The sequence below is a fragment of the Streptosporangium fragile genome, from assembly GCF_039534445.1.
Lineage (GTDB): Bacteria > Actinomycetota > Actinomycetes > Streptosporangiales > Streptosporangiaceae > Streptosporangium > Streptosporangium fragile.
Genome location: NZ_BAAAVI010000026.1, coordinates 73,414 through 98,722, shown reverse-complemented (window position 1 = coordinate 98,722; position 25,309 = coordinate 73,414). Strand labels below are relative to the sequence as shown.

Annotated in this window: 26 protein-coding genes; 15 read left to right on the top strand and 11 right to left on the bottom strand. The window is 72.0% G+C overall.

Annotation, left to right across the window (positions count from 1 at the left end):
• The first annotated feature begins 689 nt into the window (after nucleotides 1-689).
• A complete protein-coding gene (locus ABD841_RS19290) occupies nucleotides 690-1,595 on the top strand; it encodes a DUF72 domain-containing protein (protein WP_344973335.1) in 906 nt (301 codons plus the stop codon).
• Here the strand turns inward: ABD841_RS19290 and ABD841_RS19285 are convergent.
• The 7 genes from ABD841_RS19285 to ABD841_RS19255 all read right to left on the bottom strand — a co-directional run bounded on the left by ABD841_RS19285 (nucleotide 1,588) and on the right by ABD841_RS19255 (nucleotide 8,172).
• Nucleotides 1,588-1,860, bottom strand: coding sequence for a WhiB family transcriptional regulator (locus ABD841_RS19285; RefSeq protein WP_344973333.1), 273 nt, complete (start codon nucleotides 1,858-1,860; stop codon nucleotides 1,588-1,590). The two genes, ABD841_RS19290 and ABD841_RS19285, sit on opposite strands and share 8 nt — an antisense overlap.
• 223 nt (nucleotides 1,861-2,083) lie before the next feature.
• Nucleotides 2,084-2,632, bottom strand: coding sequence for a cysteine hydrolase family protein (locus tag ABD841_RS19280; protein ID WP_344973331.1), 549 nt, complete (start codon nucleotides 2,630-2,632; stop codon nucleotides 2,084-2,086).
• A gap of 89 nt (nucleotides 2,633-2,721) precedes the next feature.
• On the bottom strand, nucleotides 2,722-4,380 hold the full coding sequence (locus tag ABD841_RS19275) for a catalase (RefSeq protein WP_344973329.1): 1,659 nt from the start codon (nucleotides 4,378-4,380) through the stop codon (nucleotides 2,722-2,724).
• A gap of 250 nt (nucleotides 4,381-4,630) precedes the next feature.
• Entirely contained in the window at nucleotides 4,631-5,041 is a 411-nt protein-coding gene (locus ABD841_RS19270) for a ChaB family protein (RefSeq protein WP_344973327.1), read from the bottom strand.
• Nucleotides 5,042-5,117: 76 nt separating this feature from the next.
• Nucleotides 5,118-6,146: a DNA topoisomerase IB gene (locus tag ABD841_RS19265; RefSeq protein WP_344973325.1), complete on the bottom strand. Its 1,029-nt coding sequence runs from the start codon at nucleotides 6,144-6,146 to the stop codon at nucleotides 5,118-5,120.
• A gap of 170 nt (nucleotides 6,147-6,316) precedes the next feature.
• A complete protein-coding gene (locus ABD841_RS19260; RefSeq protein WP_344973323.1) occupies nucleotides 6,317-7,201 on the bottom strand; it encodes a DUF2268 domain-containing putative Zn-dependent protease in 885 nt (294 codons plus the stop codon).
• A gap of 206 nt (nucleotides 7,202-7,407) precedes the next feature.
• Nucleotides 7,408-8,172, bottom strand: coding sequence for a hypothetical protein (locus ABD841_RS19255; protein WP_344973321.1), 765 nt, complete (start codon nucleotides 8,170-8,172; stop codon nucleotides 7,408-7,410).
• A gap of 125 nt (nucleotides 8,173-8,297) precedes the next feature.
• Here ABD841_RS19255 and ABD841_RS19250 point away from each other — a divergent pair, with 125 nt between their 5' ends.
• From ABD841_RS19250 to ABD841_RS19210, 9 genes are all read left to right on the top strand, one after another.
• A complete protein-coding gene (locus ABD841_RS19250) occupies nucleotides 8,298-9,302 on the top strand; it encodes an AAA family ATPase (RefSeq protein WP_344973319.1) in 1,005 nt (334 codons plus the stop codon).
• A 326-nt stretch (nucleotides 9,303-9,628) separates the two neighbouring features.
• A complete protein-coding gene (locus ABD841_RS19245; protein WP_344973317.1) occupies nucleotides 9,629-10,531 on the top strand; it encodes a DUF58 domain-containing protein in 903 nt (300 codons plus the stop codon).
• The gene (locus ABD841_RS19240; RefSeq protein WP_344973315.1) at nucleotides 10,528-11,475 is read left to right on the top strand and encodes a VWA domain-containing protein; all 948 of its coding nucleotides are present in this window, start codon (nucleotides 10,528-10,530) and stop codon (nucleotides 11,473-11,475) included. The genes ABD841_RS19245 and ABD841_RS19240 overlap by 4 nt, the downstream gene beginning before the upstream one ends.
• A gap of 32 nt (nucleotides 11,476-11,507) precedes the next feature.
• On the top strand, nucleotides 11,508-12,119 hold the full coding sequence (locus ABD841_RS19235; protein ID WP_344973313.1) for a class I SAM-dependent methyltransferase: 612 nt from the start codon (nucleotides 11,508-11,510) through the stop codon (nucleotides 12,117-12,119).
• A 195-nt stretch (nucleotides 12,120-12,314) separates the two neighbouring features.
• Nucleotides 12,315-12,875: a TrmH family RNA methyltransferase gene (locus ABD841_RS19230; RefSeq protein ID WP_344973311.1), complete on the top strand. Its 561-nt coding sequence runs from the start codon at nucleotides 12,315-12,317 to the stop codon at nucleotides 12,873-12,875.
• A gap of 311 nt (nucleotides 12,876-13,186) precedes the next feature.
• Nucleotides 13,187-13,984: a glycerophosphodiester phosphodiesterase family protein gene (locus tag ABD841_RS19225; protein WP_344973309.1), complete on the top strand. Its 798-nt coding sequence runs from the start codon at nucleotides 13,187-13,189 to the stop codon at nucleotides 13,982-13,984.
• A gap of 58 nt (nucleotides 13,985-14,042) precedes the next feature.
• Entirely contained in the window at nucleotides 14,043-15,398 is a 1,356-nt protein-coding gene (locus ABD841_RS19220) for an MFS transporter (protein WP_344973307.1), read from the top strand.
• A 148-nt stretch (nucleotides 15,399-15,546) separates the two neighbouring features.
• Nucleotides 15,547-15,891: an RNA polymerase-binding protein RbpA gene (locus ABD841_RS19215; RefSeq protein ID WP_344973305.1), complete on the top strand. Its 345-nt coding sequence runs from the start codon at nucleotides 15,547-15,549 to the stop codon at nucleotides 15,889-15,891.
• A gap of 194 nt (nucleotides 15,892-16,085) precedes the next feature.
• A complete protein-coding gene (locus ABD841_RS19210; RefSeq protein ID WP_344973303.1) occupies nucleotides 16,086-16,901 on the top strand; it encodes an isocitrate lyase/PEP mutase family protein in 816 nt (271 codons plus the stop codon).
• 45 nt (nucleotides 16,902-16,946) lie between these two features.
• On the opposite strand, the gene ABD841_RS19205 is transcribed toward ABD841_RS19210, so the two are convergent.
• Together ABD841_RS19205 and ABD841_RS19200 are read right to left on the bottom strand one after the other, a co-directional pair.
• On the bottom strand, nucleotides 16,947-18,173 hold the full coding sequence (locus ABD841_RS19205; protein WP_344973301.1) for a PP2C family protein-serine/threonine phosphatase: 1,227 nt from the start codon (nucleotides 18,171-18,173) through the stop codon (nucleotides 16,947-16,949).
• Nucleotides 18,174-18,386: 213 nt separating this feature from the next.
• Nucleotides 18,387-18,647 carry a hypothetical protein gene (locus ABD841_RS19200; RefSeq protein ID WP_344973299.1) on the bottom strand — a complete coding sequence of 87 codons (261 nt, stop codon included), beginning with the start codon at nucleotides 18,645-18,647 and terminating at the stop codon, nucleotides 18,387-18,389.
• Between the two features lie 544 nt (nucleotides 18,648-19,191).
• On the opposite strand from ABD841_RS19200, the gene ABD841_RS19195 reads away from it, so the two are divergent.
• Nucleotides 19,192-20,538 carry an aminoglycoside phosphotransferase family protein gene (locus ABD841_RS19195; RefSeq protein WP_344973297.1) on the top strand — a complete coding sequence of 449 codons (1,347 nt, stop codon included), beginning with the start codon at nucleotides 19,192-19,194 and terminating at the stop codon, nucleotides 20,536-20,538.
• A 41-nt stretch (nucleotides 20,539-20,579) separates the two neighbouring features.
• Here ABD841_RS19195 and ABD841_RS19190 read toward each other — a convergent pair whose 3' ends face one another.
• On the bottom strand, nucleotides 20,580-20,762 hold the full coding sequence (locus tag ABD841_RS19190) for a hypothetical protein (RefSeq protein WP_344973296.1): 183 nt from the start codon (nucleotides 20,760-20,762) through the stop codon (nucleotides 20,580-20,582).
• A gap of 331 nt (nucleotides 20,763-21,093) precedes the next feature.
• Between ABD841_RS19190 and ABD841_RS19185 the strand changes: the two genes are divergently transcribed.
• From ABD841_RS19185 to ABD841_RS19170, 4 genes are all read left to right on the top strand, one after another.
• The gene (locus ABD841_RS19185) at nucleotides 21,094-22,023 is read left to right on the top strand and encodes a sporulation protein (protein ID WP_344973294.1); all 930 of its coding nucleotides are present in this window, start codon (nucleotides 21,094-21,096) and stop codon (nucleotides 22,021-22,023) included.
• Between the two features lie 185 nt (nucleotides 22,024-22,208).
• Complete coding sequence (locus ABD841_RS19180) at nucleotides 22,209-23,330, top strand: S1 family peptidase (protein ID WP_344973292.1); 1,122 nt, start codon at nucleotides 22,209-22,211, stop codon at nucleotides 23,328-23,330.
• A gap of 64 nt (nucleotides 23,331-23,394) precedes the next feature.
• Nucleotides 23,395-23,976 carry a snapalysin family zinc-dependent metalloprotease gene (locus ABD841_RS19175; RefSeq protein WP_344973291.1) on the top strand — a complete coding sequence of 194 codons (582 nt, stop codon included), beginning with the start codon at nucleotides 23,395-23,397 and terminating at the stop codon, nucleotides 23,974-23,976.
• A 227-nt stretch (nucleotides 23,977-24,203) separates the two neighbouring features.
• Complete coding sequence (locus ABD841_RS19170) at nucleotides 24,204-24,647, top strand: SRPBCC family protein (protein WP_344973289.1); 444 nt, start codon at nucleotides 24,204-24,206, stop codon at nucleotides 24,645-24,647.
• On the opposite strand, the gene ABD841_RS19165 is transcribed toward ABD841_RS19170, so the two are convergent.
• Nucleotides 24,634-25,215 carry an FxsA family protein gene (locus tag ABD841_RS19165; protein ID WP_344973287.1) on the bottom strand — a complete coding sequence of 194 codons (582 nt, stop codon included), beginning with the start codon at nucleotides 25,213-25,215 and terminating at the stop codon, nucleotides 24,634-24,636. The genes ABD841_RS19170 and ABD841_RS19165 overlap by 14 nt on opposite strands.
• Nucleotides 25,216-25,309 lie beyond the last annotated feature (94 nt).

The following is a 25,309-nucleotide window of genomic DNA, read 5'->3' as shown; positions in this document are numbered from 1 at the left end:
CCCCGCCGCGGCACACCCGTCGTAGCGGTTCCCAGCCGCCTCCCCGGCGCAGGTCCGCCGGACGTCATGGGGTCGACCAGGCCCCGGCCCGCCCAGCGCTGGCGGCCTTCGATGCGGCCGTGCCGAATCGGCGGGCTTCGCTGTCGGCTCCGGCTGAATCGTGGCCCCGGCACGAATTCCGTGGTCTTCCAGCGGCCCGCACTACCGATCATGGCGTGCGACGCTCCCGGAGTTGCCCGCAGCCCTGTTTCCGCGCCGGGCCCGCGTCCATACCGGACAGGTGTTCCAGCCGGGGAGATCGATACGGATCCGGGCCGGAGCCATGATTCAGCCGGGGTCGGCTGATATCCCCGGCAACGTGCGGGTACGGGCGACACACTCGACGCCACCGGCCGGCTCCGGCTCCGAAAGCCCGCCGATCACCGGACCAGGAAGCGCCACTCGGACGCGCCGGCGACTGGACCGAGGAGCGCCGTGAGGACGCGCCGGCGACTGGACTGAGGAGCGAAGGAGCGAAGCGGATGAGCGACGAGGGAAGGAGCCGGACCAGAGCGTCCGAACCGCGACGCGCAGCGTCGCCATGGACACAGAGCGACGAGGGAAGTCACCGGGTCAGAGCGTCCGAGCCGCGACGCGCAGCGTCGCCGGCAACACAGGCAGGCATCGCCATCGGGCGGAGCAGGATCCTCGTGGGCACGGCCTCGTGGACGGACCGGTCGCTGCTGGAGTCGGGCTGGTACCCGAAGGAGGCGTCCACCCCGGCGGCGCGGCTGGCCTTCTACGCGTCGCGGTTCCCGCTGGTCGAGGTGGACGCCACCTACTACCACCCGCCCGCGCGGCGCACGGCGGAGGCCTGGCGGGATCGTACCCCGCCGGACTTCACCTTCGACGTCAAGGCGTTCTCGCTGCTCACCGGGCATCCCACCCGGCCCGAGTCCCTGTACAAGGATCTGCGGGAGCGGCTGGGCGCCCCGCCCGGGCGCAGCCTCTACTCGAAGGACGTGCCCGCGGAGATCCTCGACGAGGTGTGGGACCGGTTTCTCGACGCGCTCGTGCCGCTGCACGAGGCGGGCAAGCTGGGGGCGATCCTGCTGCAGTTCCCGCCGTGGTTCCCGGCCGGTGCGGGTAACCGGCGCCGCATCGTGGAGGCCGCCCGGCGCTGCCGGCCGATGCGCGTCAGTGTGGAGTTCCGCAACCACACCTGGATGGACGAGAAGAACCGCGAGGCGACGCTGGCCTTCCTCGCCGAGCACGACCTGCCCTATGTGGGGGTCGACATGCCCCAGGGGTACCCGTCGTCGGTCCCGCCGGTGCTGGCCGCGACCTCCGGCCTCGCCGTGGTGCGCCTGCACGGGCACTCGGAGAAGTGGACCAGCAAGAAGATCGAGGAGCGCTTCGGGTACGTCTACCGGGAGGACGAGCTGCGGCACTGGGCGGCCAGGATCAGTGAGCTCGCGGAGCACGCCGAGGTCACCCACGTGCTCTTCAACAACTGCTGCCGGGACGGCTCCCAACGGAACGCGGCGCGGCTGTGCGAGATTCTCCTCGAAGCGGACGGCGCGATGGACGGGACTCGGAGCCGGGTGGTCACCTGACCCGGCGTCGCTGGCGCGCGATGGCGGCTCTGCGCTCGTCGGGGGTGGTGCCGCCCCACACGCCGTACATCTGCTGGGTGCTCAGGGCGTATTCCAGGCAGCGGCCGAGGACCGGACAGCGGCGGCAGACGGCTTTGGCCCGCTCGTACTGCTCCCGGCCGGGCCCTTCGGAGGATACGGGGAAGAAGAGCTCTGGGTCCTCCGTGAGGCAGGAGGAGCGGCGGGACCAGTGAATGATCGGAATGACGTTGTTCTGAACAGACATGGCGATCCAATGGGAGTGGAAGCGGCTGAGACTTGCGGATCGGCTTGTGGACCGCGTGCCCGCTGCAGTGGCGTTCATACCTTTTATGAGGAAAAATCGGGCGGCCTTGACCTTTGTTTCCGTCCGTACCGAATTCCCGGCCCACCGGGGAGGTCCCTCGGGCCGGGAGCGGAACGCCGGCCCGGAGCACCGGGGCGGCGACACCGTACGGAACGGAAGCCGGTCACCGTCCGTCGAGGAGGCACCGCTCCGCGGTGACGATCTCCGCCCCCATGTTCCGCTCCATCATCCGCAGCGCCGCGTCCCCGAGGTCGTCGTGGATGTGCGCGACGCAGTCGCGCGGTATCCGGATCGCGAAGTGACGGACGTAGGCGTCCAGCGCGCTGTACAGCACGCACTGCTCGGTCACCTGCCCGGTCAGCACCACCGTCTCGACCCCCGCGCGGTGCAGGAGGTACTCCAGTGAGGTGCCGAAGAAGGCGCTGTGCCGCACCTTCGGCAGGAAGGCGCAACCGGGCGGGGGCAGCAGGGGCTCCACCAGGTCGGGGCGCCTGCCCTTGCGCGCGAGCGCCTCGATGTCGTCCCGGGTCGCCGAGAAGTCGCCGTGGTTGTCGTTGACGTAGACCAGCTCGACGTCCTCGTGCTCCTGCGCCCGTCCGATCAGCCCGGCCAGCGGCCGCACGATCTTCGCGACGTTGCGCTCCAGCAGTTCCGCGTCCTCATGGTCGTACGGGTTCAGCATGTCGACGACGATCACCGCGGTCTTCCCCATGCCCCTTCCTTCCTCTCTTCCCCCTCCTCCCCGCACGGCACCGGGACGGCCGCGTGGGCCGGCCCGGTGGCCACGAGCGCCGGGGACCGTTACCGGCCGCCGACCGCGCGCTCGTCGGGAACGCAGTGGGTCATCTTCAGCCCGGCCACGTCGCGCGGGCCGTTCTTGCCCAGGTTGGAGAGCCGCTCGCGGTCCTCGTCGGTCAGGTCCTGGCTGGCCAGCGGCTCCAGATGGGCGACGTCCTCGGCGCCGATCCCGAGGCCCTCGCCGATGCGCTTGCCGAGTTCGTCCTCGACCAGCAGGAAGTGCCAGACCATCCGCTCCTGGATGGGGCGGTCACACTCGGACAGCAGGGTGACGAAGTTGTGCACCAGGTCGTCCCGCTCCCACTGCTCCATCAGCAGGTAGCGCTGACCGGCCTGCTTGTAGTCGTTGGTCCGGGGAATGCGCTTGCGGGTCAGCCTGCCGGAGAGGACGGGGCCCTGCTCGTCGTGGGTCGGGTACTGCGCCTCGCGGAGCCCGCCGGTGATGGACGGCTCGTAGTTGACGTGCGGGTTCTCCCCCGCCCCATCGACGTGGTAGGTCATCAGACCGTCGCGCTGGTTGGTGCGCACCTGGGCGTTCTTGGCCTGGTTGACCGGGAGCTGGAGGTAGTTGGGCCCCACCCGGTAGCGCTGGGTGTCGCTGTAGGAGAACGTCCGGCCCACGAGCATCTTGTCGTCGGAGAAGTCGAGCCCGTCGACCAGGACGCCGGTGCCGAAGGAGATCTGCTCGTTCTCGGCGAAGTTGCTGGCGACGTTGCGGTTCAGCACCATCCGGCCGACCGGCAGGGCCGGGAACTCGTTCTCCGGCCACACCTTGGTGTCGTCGAGCGGGTCGAAGTCCAGCTCCGGGTGCTCGTCGTCGCTCATGATCTGCACCAGCAGCTCCCACTCGGGGTGGTCGCCGCGGTCGATGGCCTCGTGCAGGTCCTTGGTGGCGTGCCCGAGCTCGTACGCCTGCACGGCGGCCGCGTCCTCGGCGGTCATGCTGCGCACGCCCTGCCTGGGCATCCAGTGGTACTTGACCAGGTGCGTCTCGCCCCGGTCGTTCACCCACTTGTAGGTGTTGACCCCGAAGCCCTGCATGTGCCGGTAGTCGGCGGGGATGCCGCGCGGGCTGAAGAGGTTCACCAGCATGTGCATGCACTCCGGCGTCTGCGACATGAAGTCGAAGATCCGGTTGGGCTCCTGCCGGAAGGTCACCGGGTCCGGCTTGAGCGCGTGGATGACGTCGGGGAACTTGATGGCGTCCCGGATGAAGAAGACGGCCAGGTTGTTGCCGACGAGGTCCCAGTTGCCGTCCTCGGTGTAGAACTTCACCGCGAACCCGCGGGGGTCGCGCGCGGCCTCGGAGGAGTCCCTGCCTCCGATCACGGTGGAGAAGCGAACGGCGACGTCGGTGCGTTTGCCGGGCTCCTGGAACAGTTTGGCCCTGGTGTAGCGGCCGATCGGCTCGTCGCCGAGCTTGCCGTAGGCCTCGAAGAAGCCGTAGGCGGTCACGCCGCGGGCATGGACCACCCGCTCGGGGATGCGCTCGCGGTCAAAGTGGCTGATCTTCTCCAGGAACTGGTAGTTCTCCAGTGTGGCCGGGCCTCTCGCGCCCACCGTGCGTTGGTTCTGGTTGTCGTAGACCGGGTGCCCCTGCCGGTTGGTCAGCACCGGGCGATCATCGCCCGGCCGGGGTCCCATGCTCGACACGTCCGTCATGATGACGTTCCTTCCCTGCGGCGGTCGCTTCCGGCGTGCCGGGTCCGCCCCGGCACACGAGCCTCCTTATCCGGCAAAAAGCGGCTTATAGCGGAACAGAGAAAGAATCTCCATAAAAAGGAACGGGATCTGGAGGCCCCAGATCCCGCCCAGGACCGGCCACACCAGCCCGAAACCACCCAGAACAGAGCGGATCGCCTCAGGTCATCCCCACCGGGAACCGGGCCGGTCCAGCCGGGCGCCGCCGGGGTCAGCGGGACTTCGCCGTGGCACGGCGGCCGGCCGTGGCCCTGCGGTTGGCCTTCTTGATCGCGTCGACCAGCTGCTGCTTGGTCATCGTGGAGCGTCCCGGGACGTCCAGGCGCTTGGCCACGTCGTACAGATGCTGTTTGGAGGCGTTGGCGTCCACCCCCTCGGCGGTCTTGCCCGACCTCGGCCTGCTCTGGGCCGCGCGGGCGTCGGACGGGCCCTTACGCCCCTTGGGCTCCCAGTGGTCGCCGACCTTCTCGAAGGAGTGCTTCAGCGCGGCGAACGCGGTACGGTGCGCCCGCTCGCCCTCCCCGTAGGTCTCCACCGCGGAGTCGTGAGCCTTGATCCAGGTCTCCTGAGCCTTCTTCGGGGAACGCTGCAGGGTGGACGGCAACTCTTCGCGTGCCGGCATGGCGTGATCACCTCTCTTCGCGTGGCAGAGCCTCACCGGTGCCCTGCCCGCGCGATCGCCGATCATGCGGGACGGATCACGCGGGATGATCTCCGGTTACGCCGGGGGTGCGCCGCAGCAGCGAGATGACCGCCTGCTCCACGCCGCCGTGCGTGGCCAGCTGCCCGAACCCGACGTCGGCGCCCAGCCGGCCGAGGGCCTGCGCGATGGTCCTGCCCCGCTCGTACGCCTCCACGACACGCGGGTCCACGTAGGAGGCGCGCGCCACGGCCGGGGTGTTGCCCAGGTAGTCGGCCACCTCCTTCATCACCCGGTTGACCGCCCGCCTCCTGCCGGTCCTCGATCGGGCCCGGGAGGAGACCGCCAGTCCGACCGCGGCCAGCACCGTGGCGTGCCAGGTCCTGAAGTCCTTGGCCGAGGTCTCCATCTCCAGGGTCTCGCGCAGGTAGGCGTTGATCTCGTCGCTGCGCACGTCCACCCACCGGGAGCCGTCCTTGTAACGCAGCAGCTCGCCCTCCTCGGCCGACCGGTGCAGCGCGGTCACCACCTTGCACACGTCCGCGTCGACGATCTCCAGTTCCCGGAACTTGCCGCCCTTGGCCGGGTAGCCGCACATGACGCGCCCGCCCGAGCAGGTGACGTGCTCCACCCGGAGCGTGGCCAGGCCGAAGGAGTCGTACGACTCACCGCCCACCCGGAAGAACCCGATGTCGAGCATCCGCGCCGCGGCGGCCAGCACCCGCTCGCGCGTCAGCCCCCGCTGCTCCAGGTGCTCGGCCACCCGCCGGCGAAACTTCGGCAGCCGCTCGGCCATGTCCAGCACCCGGTCGAACTTGGCCCGGTCCTGCTCGCGGCGCCAGACGTCGTGGTACCGGTACTGGCGCCGCCCCGCCGTGTCGGTGCCGACGGCCTGGATGTGCCCGTCCGGCGACCGGCAGATCCACACGTCGGTCCAGGCGGGAGGTATGGCCAGCGCCCTGATCCGGGCGAGGGTGCGGCGGTCGCGGACCTGCGCGCCGCCGGGGCGGTGGTAGCTGAACCCCTTCCCCCTGCGCCGTCGCACGATGCCGGGTTCAGCCGGACTGCTCTGCCGTAGTTCGCTCACGAGCCGCCCTTACCCAGGTGGAGGCCTCCCATGACGCCCTCGGCAGGAGGCCTCTCCCCGGACGGGCGCCGGACGCCCCCACCCGGCACTCCGCCGGGCATCGAGACCACACCGGACGGCGATGCCCGTCGGGCGCCGGGATCCCGCCGGACGTCCCCGCCGGGCGGCGCTCACCCCGCCGACGTGGCCACCCCGGCGGCGGTCAGGATCGCCGCGGACGGCAGCACCGTGCTCTCGGCGACGGTCAGACCGGAGGCGGCCAGGTAGGCGTCGACGATGCGCAGCCCCACCCCGTACCCGCCCATGTCCGGCACCCCGATCGGCTCCTGGCCGAACCGGCGCGCGGCACCGTCGCCCAGCACGTACGCCGAGGTGTACATCATGCCGGCGCGGTCGATGTCGGCGGTGATCCTGGCGTAGGCGCGCTCCAGCTCCGGGCCGGTCACCATGCCGGACCAGGGGCCCATCGCCTCGGCGCCGGACAGCTCCCTGACGAACGCCTCGGCCAGGCCCTCGGCCACGATGTGCTCGCCGACCGTGACCGTCATCGGGTTCCACTCCACGTTGCAGTAACGCACCTGGTGGTGGAACTCGTGCACCGCGCAGTGGGCGATCCGGCCGATCACCTCGTCGGAGGGCCAGCCGATCAGGTAGAGCCAGCCGGGCGAGCCGCCCATGCCGTAGTAGCCGCCGGTGGTGGTCATCAGGTACTCGTCGTCGGGGTTGCCGAGAACGAACATGACCTGGAGCCGCTCCGGCCCCTTGATACCCGGCACCGCCTCGCCGAGGCGCTTCCAGGCGGCCCCGAGGGCGTCCTCGATCCGGCCATGGACGTCTTCCTCGACCAACCGCCGCAACGCGGGCAGGTAGCGGTCGTCGTCGCGGTCCACCCGGAACCCGCCGCCCGAGTGGTGGAGGTCGACGAGGTCGCCGGGCACCGGGATCGCCTCCCGCATGGGGGTTAGCATGTCGCGCAGCGCCTGCGGGCGCCGCTCCAGAGGGAGCCCCGCCAGCTCCAGCATGGTCCGCGGGGTGTCGTGAACGATGATTTCCATGGCCACGACGGTAGGGACTCACGTTACGTGAGGCTCAAGTCATTTCCGCGAGCCCGCGGGACGGACCTCCCGGCATCCCCCCGCACCGGGCACGCCGGACGCGCGCCCGCGAAGCGTGGCCCGTCCGGACCGGGCCCCGGAGCCGAACCTCCGGAGCGGACCCGCCGGAGCAGGGCCTACGCGGAGGCGTGCCGGAGCCGGGCCCGTCAGATCGGCGCCCCCTCGTTCTCGTCGCCCTGCTCGGGGCCCGGAGTGCCGGTCCCGCTCTGGCTGGGAGACGGTGACGGGGTCGGCTGACCCGGCTCCGGCGTCGACGGCACCGGCGGCGGGGTCGGCACGAACACCGTCGGCGGCAGCGGCCTGGGCGGCTGCTCGATCTCGTCGTCCCGGCGCAGCAGGAACCAGACCATCAGGGCCAGCAGCACCAGCAGCACGGTCAGCACCGCCCCGGCCACGGCCACCGCCCGGCGGGTCTCGGTGGGCGGGGGCGCGGGCTTGGGCGGCGCGGGCAGCGCGGGCGACCGGTCGCCCACCCAGTGCGGCGCGAAGTCGGGACCGTGCTGCTCACCGATCAGCGTGCCGCTGACCAGCACCGGCTCGAGGAACCGCTCGGCACCGGCCCGGTCCGGCTCGTACGGGGTGGCCACCCACGGGGCGCTGCCACCGTCCATGGCCAGCACCTGGGGGGCCGCGTCGGCCACCGCGGTACGCCCGCGCGCGGCCCTGGCCACCCAGCCGCGCACGCCGGAACGGCTGGCCGCGACCTCGCGGATCCCGGTGACGAACCGGTCGCGGGCCGCCGGGTCGAGCGCGGCCCCCCGGGTCAGCACCGCGACCGAGACGGCACGGCCGTCGGGGGCCTGCCCGAGATACACCAGCCCGGCGGGCCCCACGCGCAGGCGGGCCTGCAGCAGGAACGGCCCCAGCTGGGGCGGATCACCGAACTGGAGCGGAGTGGCCACGTCTGCCATGAAAGCACACCCGGGCGATCACGCGGTGCCGCCCGGCGACCGGCGCCGGGCGGCGGAAGGTACTGTCAGGAAATACGGAGCCGACCTGCCGTGCGACCCGGCATTTCATTTGGTGGAATATCAACATGACCGTCGCGGAAGAACTGCCGAGCGAGATCGACACCGGACTGCTGCGCGACGCGCTGACCGAGGTCCGGCGGGTCATCGTGGGGCAGGAGCACATGGTGGAGCGGCTCCTCGTGGCGCTCCTCGCCCGGGGCCACTGCCTGCTGGAGGGGGTGCCGGGCGTCGCCAAGACCCTGGCCGCCTCGACCCTGGCCACCGTGGTCGGCGGCGAGTTCGCCCGCATCCAGTTCACCCCCGACCTGGTCCCCAGCGACATCGTGGGCACCCGGGTCTACCACCCCTCCCGGGAGGCCTTCGACATCGAGCTGGGCCCGGTGTTCGTCAACTTCCTGCTGGCCGACGAGATCAACCGGGCCCCGGCCAAGGTGCAGTCGGCGCTGCTGGAGGTCATGGCCGAGCGCCAGGTGACCCTCGCCGGGCAGACCCACCCGCTGCCCAAGCCCTTCATCGTGCTCGCCACCCAGAACCCGATCGAGTCCGAGGGCGTCTACCAGCTCCCCGAGGTCCAGCGCGACCGGTTCCTGTTCAAGGTCCGCGTCGACCACCCCAGCGCCCACGAGGAACTGGAGATCCTGCACCGGATGAGCGTGACCCCGCCGACCCCCAGGGTGGTGCTCGACCCCACCCGGCTGGCCGCGCTGCAGACGATGGCCGACCAGGTCTCCGTGCACCAGTTGGTCGCCGACTACGTGGTCAGGCTCGTGATGGCCACCCGCTCCCCCGCCGAGTACGGCCTGGCCGAGCTGGAGGAGAACATCGAGATCGGGGTCAGCCCCCGCGCCACCCTCGGCCTGGTCGCCGCCGGCCGCGGCCTGGCCCTGCTCCGGGGCCGCGACTACCTGCTCCCCGACGACGTGCGGGACGTGGCGGTGGACGTGATGTCCCACCGGCTGATGCTCACCTTCGACGCCCTGGCCGACGGGGTCGACCCCGAAGACATCGTCCGCCGGATCCTCGCCACCGTTCCGCCTCCCCTGGTCGTCTGGAACCAGGGCCCCCGATGACCGGTCCGAGAAGCGAAGGAGCCCGCGAAGGTGCGCCGACGACTGGACTGAGGAGCGAAGGAGCGGAGCGGATGAGCGACGAGGGAAGGAGTCGGGTCAGAGCACCTGAGCCGCGACGCGCAGCGTCGCCAGCCAACACCGAGGGAAGGAGCCGGGTCAGAGCACCTGAGCCACGACGCGCAGCGTCGCCAGCCAACACCGAGGGAAGGAGCCGGGTCAGAGCACCTGAGCCACGACGCGCCGGCGTCGCCGACCAACACAGCGTCGCCACCACCACAGATCTGAGCACGGCCGAGCAGGCACTGCGCCGCCTGGAACTGACCATCGTGCGGCGCCTCGACGGGTTGCTGCACGGCGCCCATCAGGGACTCATGCCCGGCCCGGGAACGGAGTTCGGCGACAGCCGCGTCTACGTGCCCGGCGAGGACGACATCCGCCGGATGGACTGGGCGGTGACGGCCCGCACCACCGTGCCGCATGTGCGTGATCTGATCGCCGACCGGGAGTTGGAGACCTGGGTGCTGGCCGACCTCTCGCCCAGCATGGACTTCGGCACCGCCCAGATGGAGAAGCGCGATCTGGTGGTGGCCGCGGTCGGCGCGATCGGTTTCCTCACCGCGCGCATCGGAAACCGCTTCGGGGCCTATGTCCTGCATGACGAGCACATCCACCGGATGCCGGCCAGAGGAGGCCGCCCGGCTCTGTACGGCCTGCTGCACTCGCTGATGGACGCCCCCCGGGGCCGTACCGTCGCCGACGCCCCCGACCTGGCCGAGGGGATCGAGCTGCTGGCCTCGGCGCGGCGCAGACACGGGCTGCGTGTGATCATCTCCGACTTCCTCGACCCCGAACCGACCCTCGACCCGGACGTGGAGCTGTCCTGGGAGCGGCCGATCCGCCGGCTGGCCGCCCGTCACCAGGTGCTCGCCGTCGAGGTGATCGACCCTCGTGAGCTTGAGCTGCCGCCTGTCGGGCTGGTCAGCCTGACCGACCCGGAGACGGGACGGAGCCGTGAGGTCCGGCTCACGCCGAAGATCCGCCGGGCCTACGCGGAGGCGGCCGCCGCGCAGCGGGCGACGAACCAGATGGTGCTGCGCCGCTGCGGGGTGGCGCACCTGGTGCTGCGTACCGACCGCGACTGGGTCTTCGACGTCGCCCAGTTCGTGCTGCGGCAGCGGCGCATGGCGCACCTGGCGCATCGGCCGTCGAGGTCAGGAGCGACACGATGACCTTTCTCTCCCCGGTCTGGTTGTGGCTGTTCGCCGCGCTGGCGCTGCTCGTGGCGGGCTACGTCGCCGCGCAGTTCGCCCGGCGCCGCTACGCGCTGCGCTTCACCAACCTGCCGCTGCTGACGCTGGTGTCCCCGTCGGGGCCCGACTGGCGCCGGCACGTCGCCCCCGCGCTGTTCCTGCTGATGATGGGCCTGCTGATCATGGGCGCGGCCCGTCCCGCCGACTCGGTGCGGGTTCCCCGCGACCGGGCGACGATCATCATCGCGTTGGACGTCTCACTGTCGATGGAGGCCGGCGACGTCCCGCCCAGCCGGCTCGTCGCGGCCAAGGAGGCAGCCCAGAGGTTCGTCGCGGATCTCCCGGAGCGTTTCAACGTCGGGCTGGTCGCCTTCGCCCGCTCCGCCTCGGTCGTGGTCTCCCCCACCACCGACCACCAGGCGGTGGCGACCTCGTTGGGCAACCTGAGCACCCGGGCGGGCACCGCCATCGGCGAGGCGGTGTTCAGCTCCCTCGACTCGGTGCGCTCCTTCGACCAGCAGGCGGTCACCGATCCGCCGCCCGCGGCGATCGTCCTGCTGTCCGACGGGGACAACACCTCGGGCCGCTCGGTGGCCGAGGCGATCGAAGCGGCGATGAGCGCGCGGGTGCCGGTCTCCACGATCGCGTACGGCACCCAGGACGGCACCGTCTCGATCGACGGCCGCGAGGTGAACGTACCGGTGAACAAGGCAACCCTGCAGACCCTGTCGGACGGCACCGGCGGCCGGGCCTACGAGGCGGAGTCGGGCAGTCAGTTGCGCGAGGTGTACGAGCAGATCGGCACCTCGCTGGGCTACCGGACGGTCAACCAGGAGATCACCCAGTGGTTCGTGGTGGCGGCGGTCCTGGTGGGGCTGGTGACGGCGGGGACGGCGCTGCTGCTGGGGTCGCGGCTGCCCTGAGCCGGTCGCGGCCGTTGGTAACGTTCTACGACGTGGCACATTACTTCGAGGAGCGTCCGGGGACCGCCAGCCGTCCCGGCTCGGTCACGCTCGTCCTGCCCGACCTGCACCTGAGGCTGGAGACCGACAGCGGGGTCTTCTCGCCTGAGCGCGTCGACCAGGGCACCCGGATCCTGCTGGAGAGCGTGCCTCCCCCGCCGCCCCGGGGCGATCTGCTGGACCTGGGCTGCGGCTACGGGCCGATCGCGCTGACGATGGCCGCCCGCGCCCCGGAGGCGACCGTCTGGGCGGTGGACGTCAACCGCCGGTCGGTGGAGCTGTGCGCGCGGAACGCCAGAGCCGCCGGCCTTGACAAAGTAAGATCACTGCACGTCGACGAGGTCCCACCCGAGGTACGCTTCTCGGCGATCTGGTCCAATCCGGCCATCCGCATCGGCAAGGCGGCGCTGCACGAGATGTTGACGCGCTGGCTGTCCCGCCTCACCCCGGGCGGCGTGGCCCACCTGGTCGTCCAGAAGCATCTGGGGTCCGACTCCCTGCAGCGCTGGCTGAACGAGCAGGGCTGGCCCACCGAGCGCGCGGCCTCCCGGTCGTCGTACCGGGTTCTGCGGGTGGGGGCCCGGCAGGCGGACGCATCCGGGTGAGGTGCCGGGCGGGGTGCCGGGGCGCGGGAGGAGGCCCGGTGGGAGAGACCGCGGCGCCGGTGTGAGCCGCGAAGGCGATGAAACGGTGAAGACGGGGGCAGGCGCGGCGCGGGGCGTCCGCGCCGCGGAGCGCGCGACGGACGGGCAGCGGCCGCGCGTGGCGGACGAGGAACGGCGAGGAACGGTGAACGACCGATGACGGCAAACCCGCGCAGGCAGCTGCGCCCGACCGACGTGAAGCGGCTCAACCGCACGTGGCGGAGGAACACCGAGGGGCGGCTCGCCCTGATCGTGGAGTCGGTGACCGGCCCGTTCAACATCGGTTCCATCTTCCGCACGGCCGCGGCCTTCGGGGTGGAGCAGATCTGGCTGGCCGGCAACGCCACGCCCCCGACCAACCCCAAGGCGCAGAAGACCGCGCTGGGCACCGACCGCCTGGTGGCCTGGGAGGAGCCGGTCCCCGTGCTGGAGGCCGTGCGCGCCGCCAAGGAGGAGGGGTTCACGGTGGTCGCCGTGGAGCTGACCGGTGACGCGTTGCCTCTGCACGAGGCCAAGCTGGACGGCGACGTGTGCCTGGTGGTGGGCAGCGAGGACCACGGCTGCTCCCCCGCGCTGCTGGAGGTCGCCGACGGGGTCTGTTACATCCCGCAGGTCGGCCGGGTGGGGTCGTTCAACGTCGCGGTCGCGACGGCGATCGCGGTGGCCGAGGTCCGCCGCCGGGAGTGGGCGGGCAAGGCTCTTCCCTCCGGCGGATGAGCCTCGCACCGCTCACCATCCGGAGCTCGGGGCGGGCGGATCGGGCAGGACCGTCCCGGGCGCCGGTTCCGGAACCGCCCCGGGCACCGTTCCAGGACCGCCCACGGGTCCGCACGGCCCGGTGCGCCCGCGCGGTCCGATGCTCCACGCGGCCCGGTGCCCCGCGCGGCCCGGTGCACCCGCGGCGGCGCCGGGATCCGCGAGGCGAGAGGGCCCATGAGGCCCGGCCGCTCCGCCCGTCGGATCCCGTGATCCAAATGTTCACCCGGCCGCGATGACGAGTCCGGGCCGGAAGAGGCATACTCCTGCACGTGCAGCGCCGTTACGCTTTTCTCGATCATCCGGGCCCGTTGGCCTTCGCCCACCGGGGCGGGGCCGCCGAAGGCCGGGAGAACACCGTTCCCGCCTTCACCAGGGCCGTGGAGCTCGGTTACACCTACCTGGAGACCGACGCGCACGCCACCTCCGACGGTGTCCTGCTCGCCTTCCACGACCACACCCTCGACCGGGTGACCGACCGGCGGGGCCGCGTCTCGGAGCTGCCGTACCGGGTGGTGCGCCAGGCGCGGATCGGTGGGGTGGACGAGATCCCGCTGCTGGAGGACCTGCTGGGCTCCTGGCCCGAGGCACGGTTCAACATCGACGTCAAGGAGGCCTCGGCCATCGCGCCGCTCGCCGAGGCGATCAGGCGGACCGCCGCCTACGACCGCATCTGCCTCACCTCCTTCTCCGAGGAGCGGCTGGCCCGCGCCCGCGCCGCGATGGGCCGGGACGTGTGCTCCTCGCTCGGGCCGCGCGGCGTGGCGACCCTGCGCGCCGCCGCCACCACCTCCGGGTACGGCCGGCTGCTGGCCCGCCTGGCCGGCGCCGGGGTGCCGTGCGCCCAGGTGCCGGTGGGCTTCCGCGGTCTGCGGATCACCACCCCCGCCCTGATCCGCACGGCGCACGCCCTCGGCATGCAGATCCACGTGTGGACCGTCAACGACACCCGGGTCATGGAGCGCCTGCTCGACCTCGGTGTGGACGGTGTGATGACCGACAACATCTCCGGCCTCCGCGGCGTGCTGGAGGCCCGCGGACAGTGGCACCCCGGCAGCCTCGCCGCGTGAGCACACGACAGGCGCGCGAGCACCGCTCCCCCGATCCCAGCGAACCGAGGATCCGCCCATGACCTCCGAACAGGTCGTCGAGGACAGCCCCCAGGCCCGCCGCCGAGAGCAACGCGGCTGGTATTTCTACGACTGGGCCAACTCCGCTTTCCCCACCACGGTCCTGACGGTCTTCCTGGGCCCGTACCTGACCACGATCGCGGAGACCGCCGCCCGGGGCCGCCCGTACGTGGACGTGCTCGGGTTCGACGTGCGGCCCAGCGCCTACTACTCGTTCGTGGTGGGTGTCGCGGCCGTCCTGCAGATCGTCCTGATGCCCGTGGCGGGGGCCCTGGCCGACCACACCGGCCGCAAGAAGGAACTGCTGGGCCTGTTCGCCTACCTCGGCGCCGGGGCCACCCTGTGTTTCTGGTTCGTCGCCGACGGGCGCTACCTGCTGGGCGGCGCGCTGTTCGTGACGGCCAACGTCGCCTTCGCCGCCGCGTTCGTGATCTACAACTCGTTCCTGCCCGAGATCTCCACGGCGGACGAGCGCGACCGGGTCTCCTCGCAGGGCTGGGGCTTCGGCTACCTCGGCGGCGGCCTGCTGCTCGCCGTCCATCTGGCGCTCTTCCTCGGCCACGAGTCCTTCGGCGTCACCGAGGGCGAGGCCGTGCGCCTCGCGCTGTCCTCGGCCGGCCTGTGGTGGGGCGGGTTCACGATCATCCCGCTGCTGCGGCTGCGCAACCGGCGGGCGATCCCCCCGGGGGGTGAGAACGCGGCGCAGGCCGTCGTCGGCAGCTTCCGCCAGTTGGGCCGCACGATCAGGGAACTGCGGCGTTACCCGCTGACGCTGGCCTTCCTGGTCGCGTACCTCATCTACAACGACGGCGTGCAGACCGTCATCTCCTTCTCCGCCACCTATGCCGACAAGGAGCTGGGGCTGGGCCAGGACGTGCGGATCGGCGCGATCCTGATGGTGCAGTTCGTCGCCTTCTTCGGGGCCGTGCTGCTCGGCCGGCTCGCCGTCTCCTACGGGGCGAAGCGGGTCGTCATGACCGCGTTGGTCGCCTGGGTCGCGGTGGTGGGCGTGGCGTACTTCCTGCCGAAGGGGGCGGCGTTGCCGTTCTTCGCGCTGGGGTTCGCCATCGCGATCGTCATGGGCGGGACCCAGGCCCTGTCACGGTCGCTGTTCTCCCACGTGATCCCCGCCGGCAAGGAGGCGGAATATTACAGCCTCTACGAGATCAGCGACAAGGGCTCGACGTTCCTCGGCTCGTTCACCCTCGGGCTGGCGCTCCAGCTGACCGACAGCTACCGCCTCGGCATCGTCTCCTTGGTGATCTTCTTCGTGCTCGGCCTGACGCTGCTCGCCCTGGTCGACCTGCCCAAGGCCATCAGAGCCGCCGGGAACCGGGTGCCGGAACACCTCTGAGGAGCGCCGCCGGACGCACCGCCGCACAGACCGGGTCAAGAACGCGCGATTGGATCACGCCGTCTGTGGGAATCCACACACGGTATCAAGCGTTGTACGCCGTGGGAGACGAACCCCTCACGACGGGGCCCTCAGGAGGCATTCAGACATGGGCGAGCGTGCGCTACGCGGTACCCGGCTCGGGGCGACCAGCTACGAGAACGACCGCAACACCGATCTGGCCCCGCGCCAGGAGGTGTCCTACACCTGCCCGAAGGGCCATCGATTCGACGTTCCGTTTGCCGCCGAAGCCGAGATCCCGGCGACCTGGGAGTGCCGGATGTGCGGCGCGACCGCCCTGCGGGTCGACGGGGAGGTGCCGGAGGCCAAGAAGGCCAAGCCGCCACGGACGCACTGGGACATGCTGCTGGAGCGCCGCACCATCGAGGACCTGGAAGAGGTGCTCAACGAGCGGCTGGCGATCCTCCGTGCCCAGCGCCGCAAGAGCGCCTGATCGGAGGCGGCGAGTTCCACGGAGACGGAGGCCTCCGGCACCCCCCGGGGTGCCGGAGGCCTTGGCGTCCCGGCCCCGCTCCACAGAGTGGGACGTCCCCGCGGCAGGCGCTCGGCGATCCGCACGAAGTGGTCCGTGGGTTTGGGAGGCGAGTGGCCCTTATATCCGATCAACGTCCTGTTAGGGTCGCTGCCATGACGACGCAAGCCGCTACCGACAGCATGGCGAGGTCCCGGGGCGGGCGGGGGGCCGCGGCGCTGCGGGCGTTGCACGTGCCGGGGCGGCCCCTGGTGCTGCCCAATGTCTGGGACGCGGCGTCGGCCCGCGCCGTCGAGGCCGCCGGGTTCCCCGTGATCGCCACCGGCAGCGACGCGGTGGCCGCGGCGCTCGGCTACGACGACGGCGAGCAGACGCCGGTCGAGGAGATGTTCGCCGCGGTGGCCAGGATCTCCCGCGCGGTCACGCTCCCCGTCACCGCCGACATCGAGCGCGGCTACGGGATGAGGCCCGCCGAGCTGGTCGCGCGGCTCGCCGAGGCGGGCGCGGCCGGCTGCAACCTGGAAGACTCCGACCCGCGGACGGGCGAGATGATCGACGCCGAGGAGCAGGCCGAGTTCCTGGGCGCGGTCCGCGCGGCCGCCGTCGAGGCGGGCACCGACCTGGTGATCAACGCCCGCGTCGACACCTATATGAACGGTTCGGGGACCCCCGAGGAGAGGCTCGCCGAAGCGGTGCACCGCGGGCGCCGCTACCTGCGGGCCGGGGCCGACTGCGTCTACCCGATCTTCGCGATCGAGCCGGAGGCGATCCGCGCGCTGGCCGAGCAGATCGGCGGCCCGATCAACGTGTTCTTCCGTCCCGGCGCGCCGTCACCGGGCGAGCTGGCCGAGCTCGGGGTGGCCCGCATCAGCTTCGGTCCCGGCCTGCACCGGGCCGCCCTGGCGCATACGGCGCGGATGCTCACGGAGATCCAGGCCGGCCGGGACCCCTACCCGGTCGCCGCCTCCTGACCGGGCTCCCCGGGCCCCGGGTCCCGGACCGGCACGGGCACCGGCTCAGACGCGCAGCCTGTGCTGGGTGACGCCGCGCCACTCCGTGAACAGGACGGTCGCGTCGTCCTGCAACCGGCCGTCGTGATACTCCAGCACGCTGTGGGTCAGGCGGCGCAGGGTCTCCGGGACGGGCAGGCCGTCGGCGTTCCGCCGGATGATGAAGTCGACGAACCGCTCCAGGCCGAACTCCCTTCCCTCCCGGTTGCGGGCCTCGGTGACGCCGTCGGTGTACAGCAGCACCCGGTCTCCGGGCTCGAGCTGTTCCCGGTGGAGGGTCACGGGCAGGCCGAGATCGAGGCCCATGGGGTGGGCGGGACGGCCCTCCAGGACGGCGACCCAGCGCCCGCCCCTGATCACCACCGGTGGATGGTGTCCACGGTTGACCCACCGGAACGTGCCGGTCCGGGTGTCCAGCTCGGCGAGGATCGCCGTGACGAACCGGGTGGCCCGGCCGAACTCCTTGATCAGCACCTCCTCGATCCCCTCGCTGACCTCGGTGAGATCGAGCCCCTGGCGCCGGTGGTTCCGGGCGGCGGCGACCGCGAGGTTGGCGGTCAGCCCAGCGGCCACGTCGTGCCCCATCGCGTCGAAGATCGCCAGCTGGACGGTGTCGCCGGCCAGCGCGTAGTCGAAGGCGTCGCCGCCGACCTCGTACGCGGGTTCGAGAGCGGCGGAGATCACCACATCGGCGTTGGCGAAGGTGAGCGGCGGCAGCAGGTTCCACTGCATCTCCGCGGCGACGGTCATGGATCCGGTCCGTACCAACCGGGCGTAGGAGTCGCTGTGGTTGCGTTTGCTCACCAGGAGCAGCGCCGTCACCGACGCCAGGTGCCGCATGTTCTCCTGGGCCGACTCGTCATCGGGCCCGGCGGTGACGCGGAGCACCCCCAGCCGCTCGGTGCCGTCCAGCAGCGGCACCCACCACCGGTTCGCGCCGTCGCCGACGGCCCGGTGCAGAACCCGCACCTCCTGGTAGGCGCGGCCGGCCAGGGTGCCGTCGATACGGAGCTCGGCGGGCTCCGGGTCCGCGTCCCGGCCGGCGTCGGGGCCTCGGCCGGTCAGCAGGCGGAGCACGTTCTGCTGGAGGTCGACCAGGTAGATCAGCGCATCGTCCAGACCGGCCTGGGCGGCATGCTCCCGGACCATGGCCGGCAACTGCTCGACGGCGCTCAGGTGGCTGCCGTCCAGCAGCCCCGAGAGCATCCGGGCGCGTCTCTCGCAGGACTCCATGCTCCTGTCCCCGCCCACCTGCGAAACTTCACGCCCGCTCACGGTCGCCCCGGGGAGAGCTCGGGCCCGCACCGCGTGGCGGACGCCCGGAAGGAGCCTGACACCTACCGGGATCCCCGCCCGGGAAGGGCGGTGTCCCTGCCGGGGCCGGACGGCCCGGCACGACGGCGGGCACGGCCGGGCGGCCCGGCCGTGCCCGCCGTCGTGCCGGGGTCACCATTCGTCGGGGGACAGGTCGATCCCGTTGACCCGGTCGTAGATCACCGCGTCGTCGGCCAGCCGGATCACCCGCACCCTCCGGGCCAGGCCCGCCGTCTCCAGGCTCCGGGCCGAATGCACGGCGTACTGCGGGAAGTGATAACGATCTCGGGTGGTGCCGTGCGGGTCATCCCGCTCGCAGACGACCTCGTAGCGGTCGCCAGGCCATACGGGAGGCAACGCCGTGTTTCGTCCCTGACCGGCGAGCATGGTCATCGGCCCGCCTCCTCTCTCTGAGGGTTCACTTTAAATGATCGGAATAGACGCCATGTCGTCATTTAAGTCATTCTTAATCACCCATTATGGCCATTCGATGGAGTAAAGCGGTAAAGCGAGCATCTCTCTAACTGGTTGACCAGCCAGTCAGGAGACATCTCCCCCCTCGCACCCTCACCTCCCGCGATGCCACCCCTTCCGCGTCCGGCGCCGAACCGATCGCCCCGGCCCACCCTGGCGCGTTCCAACTATGTCCTGTCCGCCGGTCGCTTTCCATGCCTCCCCCCGGTCATCTCGCCACAGGCGCATCCCGCCGACGACCTCCTACGTTATGACGGGCACCGGATCGCCGTCCGGCCTCCCCCGGCGTTCCGCCCGGCGGGACGCGGACCGGCTCACGCGCAAGGTGCCTCACCCGCGCTCCGGCCGCTCGGCCCGGCCGCGTCCACCGGTGAGCGGGCGGGACGGGGACGTCCGCCGGTGAGCGGGCGGGACGGCGGATAAATCCGTCGCGCCGGGGCCTGCGGCCGAGCACACTGACCCGATGAGCGAGATATCGGGCCGCATGGTGAGCGCCCTGGTGACGACGGGAACCGAGTTTCTGGGGACGGTCGGCCCGTTCCCCGTGGCCAGTCCCTGGTGGACGGAGGTCGCCCCCGTCGTGGCGCATCTGGAGGAGGTGCTGCGGACCCCGGTGGCGGTGCTGCGCCTGGTCGACGTTCAGGGCGGGGCGGACGGCCGCCCCCGTGAGGGCCACACGACCTACCATGTAGAGGCCCTGCGCCGCCCGGCGGCCCTCCCCGGCGTCCTGCGGCCTGCCGGGAGCGGAGCCGGACGGGGGCACGGGAACGGACACGGAACCGGGCCCGGCCGCGAGGACGGGCACAGGAACGGACGTGAAGCCGGGGACGGACACGGAGACGGGATCTCCGAGCTGACGGGACCCGTGCCGCACCGGGCGGACTGGGCCACGGCGGCAGGCGTCCGGGCGGCCCTGGCCTGGGCGGAGAGCGCGCTGCGCCTCGCGGGACGGCCCGCCGACGGGCCCGTACGGCAGGTGAAGACGTGGAACCTGGCGGCCCTTTTCCGCATCCCGACGGGCCGCGGCCCGGTCTGGCTGAAGATCACCCCAGAGTTCGCCGCCGACGAGGCGCGCGTGATCGAGATCCTCGCGGCGGAAGACCCGGACCTGGTGCCCCCGGTCGTGGCGGCCGATCCGCGGAACCGGCGGGTGCTCCTGGAACACGTGCCCGGCGACGACTGCTGGAACGCCCCCGGCGAGGTCGTCCGCGAGGCGGTGGGCCGTCTCGTGGCGGCGCAGGCGGCGATCGCCCGGCGCTGGGCGGGCGGGAGACCGGATGGGCTGCCCGACCGCACGCCCCCCGTCCTGGCCGGCCTGGTCCACGAACTGCTCGACGGTGAGGCGGGCCGCGACCTCTCGGCCGGGGAACTGCGCCTGGCCCGCGAGCTGGCCGACCGGCTCCCGTCGATCGTCGCCGCGCTGGAGGCCTGCGGCCTGCCGTACACGCTGGTGCACGGCGACTTCCACCCGGGCAACTGGCGCTCCGACGGGCACGGCACCGTCGTGCTGGACCTCGCCGACGGCCACTACGGCCACCCCGCCCTCGACGGCCTGCGCCCGCGCGACTTCCTGCCCGGCGAGCGCTGGGACACCGCGGCCGCCGCCTGGCGCGAGAGCTGGGCGGCCCAGGTGCCGGGGTGCGACCCGGAGCGGGCGCTGGCCCTCGCGGAACCGCTGCAGCACCTCGCCTACGCGGTCCGTTACCAGGAGTTCCTGGACAACATCGAGCTCAGCGAGCGGCGCTACCACGAGGGCGACCCGGCCCACGCCGTCCGCGCGGCCCTGGCCGCGGCGGCCGGCATGGGCTGAGGGAAGCCGGCGGCAGGGCGGGCGGGGCGGTCACCCGGTGGTCACCCGCGCAGCGCGGGGGCCTCCTGGAAAGGGTAGACGTGGTCCAGGTCGTGGCCGGGCGGGAGCACGCAGCGGCGCTCGCCCGGCTCGACGTGGTCGCATCGGAGCGCGTCGATGCGGCGTGGCAGCGACGTCTGCTCCTCGCGCCCGGATCCACCGTCGCCGGCGGCTTCGTGCGTCATGGGCGCGTGTCCTCCTGTGACGTTCGGGGTGGGACGTCCGGACGGGCGGCCCGCGCGGAACGCTCCGGAGAACCCCCGCGGGGTCACCGGCCGTCCGGACGACCGTATGTGCGAGGTCACAATCTATCCCCGCGAGTTCCGGCTGCCCAGAACCAGACATTTGACGCAGACACAATTGATCACTGTCAAGGTCCGCGGCATATGTACCGAACGGCAGATGAACAGTTTCCGGATTTCCCCACGACACGCCGGGGGCGGGAACCGCGGTCACCGGCCCCTCGTTCGCCGTTGCAGTTGCGTCACCACGACAAACGACAGGAGAGAGGTACCCGTGGTCTTCAAACGGCTGCTGGGAGCGTTCGGCGTCGGCGGTCCCTCCGTGGACACCGTCCTGACCGTCTCACGTGTCTCACCCGGAGGCACCCTGACCGGTGAAGTCCGGATCAAGGGCGGCGACTTCGACGCGGAGATCGAGCACATCACCCTGGGGCTCGTCGCACGCGTGGAGGTGGAGCACGGCGAGGGCGAGCACAGCGGCCTCGGGGAGTTCGCCAGGAGCGAGGTCTCCGGCCCGTTCACGCTACGCGCCGGCGAGGAGCGTGCCATCCCCTTCCAGATGCCGGTGCCCTGGGAGACGCCGCTCACCGAGGTCCAGGGCCAGCCACTGCACGGCATGGCCCTGGGGGTGCGCACCGAGCTGGCGATCGCCAAGGCCGTCGACAAGGGCGACCTCGACCCCTTCTCGGTGACCGCCCTGCCCTCACAGGAAGCGGTTCTGACCGGTTTCGCCGACCTCGGCTTCCGCTTCCGCAGCGCCGACCTGGAGGTCGGCCGGCTGTACGGGGTCGACCAGCGGCTCCCCTTCTACCAGGAGATCGAGTTCCTGCCCCCGCCGCAGTACGCCGGCCGGGTCAACGAGGTCGAGCTGACCTTCGTGGCCACCCCCGTCGGACTGGACGTCATCCTGGAGGCCGACAAGCGCGGCGGGCACGGTTCCGGCCACGACTCCTTCGGCCGCTTCCAGCTGTCCCACGAGCAGGCGCTCCAGACCGACTGGACCGCCGAGATCGGCGGCTGGCTGGAGGCCCTGAGCGCCCGTCACGGCGGATACGATCACGGGCACCATGACGACTACGGGCACCACGGCGGGGCCGGCCTGGGCGGCGCCGTGGCGGCCGGCGCGGCGGGCCTGGCCGCCGGCTTCGTCGCGGCCGAGGTGATCGACGAGGTCGGCGACTTCTTCGAGGGCGACGAGGAGTGACACCCGGGCGGGCCGCTCTCCCGGCGGAGGGGCGGCCCGCCCGGCTTCCCCCGCTCCCGGCCCGCATCCCACGGCCCCGGCTCATGGCACCGCTGACCCCATAACACCGCGATAGGGATTTTTTGGGAGATCCCTACCCCGGCGCTCCGCCAATACCTTGACAGCACCCCTCACAAGGAGTGCTTATGTTACGTCGAGGTACCCTGCTGGCCGGCGCCACCACCGTGGCCCTCTACCTGGCCGCCACGGTGGCCCCCGCCAGCGCCGAGCCCATCCCCCTCACCCCCAAGCCCGCTCCCGCGATGCTCGAAGCCCTCCAGCGCGACCTCGGCCTGACCGCCGAGCAGGCCATCCAGCGACTGGCCAACGAGGAGCGCGCCGCGGCCTCCGAGTCGGCTCTGGCCGCGACGCTCGGCGACAAGTTCGCCGGCGCCTGGCTCAACGGCGACGCCTCCCAGCTCTCCGTCGCCACCAGCGACGCCGCCGCGGCGGACGCCATCAGGGCCAAGGGCGCCCAGCCCGTGGTCGTCGGCCGGACCCTCGCCGAGCTCAACGCCGTCAAGGACCGCATCGACCAGGCGCCCGCGGCCGCCAAGGCCGGCGCGTCCGTCTGGTATGTCGACGTCACGACCAACAGCGTCGCGGTCCTCGCCAAGGACCAGGCGGCGGGCGAGGCCCTTGTCGCCGCCGCCGGCGTCGACAAGAACGCGGTGCGCGTGGCGGTCTCCCCCGAGCAGCCGCAGGCCCTGATCAACATCGTCGGCGGCAACGCCTTCTACATCGGTTCCAGCCGGTGCAGCATCGGCTTCTCGGTGCGAAGGGGCACCACGCCCGGGTTCGTCACCGCGGGACACTGCGGCAGGAGCGGCGCCACCACCAGCAACCCGTCCGGCACCTTCCAGGGCTCGTCGTTCCCCGGCAACGACTACGCCTGGGTCGCCACCCCCGGCCACACCCCGACCCCCTACGTGCGGGGCTCCGGCGGCGCCAACGTGCTCGTCAGCGGCTCCACCCAGGCCACGGTCGGCTCCTCCATCTGCCGTTCCGGCTCCACCACCGGCTGGCGCTGCGGCGTCATCCAGCAGCACAACGCCACAGTGTCCTACCCGCAGGGCACGGTCACCGGTCTGACCCGCACCAGCGCGTGCGCCCAGCCGGGCGACTCCGGCGGGTCGTTCATCTCCGGCAACCAGGCCCAGGGCGTGACCTCGGGCGGCTCCGGCAACTGCAGCGTCGGCGGAACGACCTACCACCAGCCGGTCAACGAGATCCTCTCGGCGTACGGGCTCACGCTCGTCGTCGGCTGATCTCGCCTCCTCACCAGCTGCTCCCCATGAGCAACCCCCCGATGGACGAGGAGGCACGGCAGAGATGACGAAGACCATGCGCCTCGGCGTGGCCCTGATCCTGGGGCTGGCCTTCCTGGTGACGGCCGCCCCCGCCCAGGCCGCCCCCGCCCAGGCGGCGTCCGCCCGCGGAACGACCGCGCACGCGGCGGCGGTCCGAGTGCTTAGGTACGACGCGAGCAGGGCGGCGGAGTTCCGGTCGGCCGTCGACCAGGCGGCCCAGATCTGGAACTCCAGCGTCACCAATGTGCGCCTGGTGGCCGGCACCCCCGCGGACGTCGTGGTCCTCGCCGACAACGGCTGGCCGCGCGCCCTGCCGACCGGTCTGGGCCGCGGGACCGTGTGGATGGGCCGGCAGGCGACCTCGCAGGGCTACAACCCGCTGCGGATCGCCACCCACGAGCTCGGCCACATCCTGGGCCTGCCCGACCGGCGCACCGGCCTGTGCTCGGACCTGATGTCCGGTTCGAGCGCGGGTGTGAGCTGCACCAACCCCTACCCGAACGCGGCGGAGAAGGCCGAGGTCCAGCGGAACTTCGCCGGGTTCGCCCCGGCGATCGACTTCGGTGAGATCTTCGTCGACATCCCGGAGCTCGCGGTCCCCTAGCCGCCCGCGAGTACCCCGCAGGCCCGGCCGGTCCCCCGGCCGGGCCTGCGGCCTTTCCGGTCCTCCCCGCCCCGGCCTTCCCCGCTGCCCGTCCGGAGCCCTCTCCGGGTGACCACGCGCCACCGCTCCGCCCACCCCCGGAGCGGCCTTCGTCCCGGGAGCGGCCTTCCACCCCGCACGCGCTTCGGCCCATGCATCACCCGGGAGTCACAGGGAACGACCGTAGCGTGACCCGCTCCCGCATCAGCGTCTCAGTGGACACCCACGCCCGTCCCGAGCAGGTGTTCTCCGTTCTGACCGACTGGCCCCGGCATGACGAGTGGATGGTCCTGACCCGGGCCCGGGTCGACGCCGGGGACGGCCGCAGCGCCGGCAGCCGCCTGGCGGCCTTCACAGGGGTGGGCCCGGTCGGGTTCCTCGACACCATGGAGATCACCGAGTGGGATCCGCCCCGGAGGGTGGCGGTGCGGCACACCGGACGGCTGGTGCGCGGCACCGGGGTCTTCCGTGTGCTGCCCTGCGAGGGCGGCGGCAGCACGATCGTCTGGGAGGAGGAGCTGGAGGTCCCGCTCGGGCCGGTGGGGCGGCTCGGCTGGCGGCTGCTCAAGCCGCTCAACGCGGCGCTGTTCCGGCTCTCGCTGCGCCGCCTGGCCGAGCTCAGCGACCGGTGAGGCCGCGCGTGGAGTCACCGCCGCCGGAGGCGCCCGGGTCGGCCGGCTCGTCGCGGATGACCTCACCGTGGATGACAGAGCCGGAGCCCGGGGTCCCGCCGCTCTCGCGCGCCGGGCCGAAGGGCGGGCCCGCCGCGCCGAACGGCGAGCCCAGGGGGCCGAAGGGCGAGCCGAGGCCGGGGCCCGCGGCGGTGTGCGCGAGGCTGCGGATCCGGCGGGCGAGGAACCAGGCGCCGAGCCTGCGCACCGCCGGCCGGGTGAACGGCAGGATGCACAGGAAGCCGAGGACGTCGGTGAGGAAGCCGGGGGTGAGCAGCAGCGTGCCGCCCGCGACGACGAGGGCGCCGTCGGCGAGCTCGCGTTCGGGCATCCGCCCGCTGCTCAGCGCGGCCTGAAGGTTGCGCCAGGCCTTGCGGCCCTCGCGGCGCACGATCCAGGCGCCCAGAAGACTGTCGGCGAGCAGGAGGGCGACCGTCGGCCAGCCTCCGATGACCTCGCCGACCTGGATGAGCAGCCATATCTCCAGGATCGGCACCACGAGGAAGGTCAGGAACAGCACAGAGCGCATCTCGTCCTCAACTCACGCGACAGCCGTATGACAGGGACAACGTGCCGGGGTGGCGGCGCGTTCCGCGTTCGCTCAGCGTGGACGGCCCGGTCTT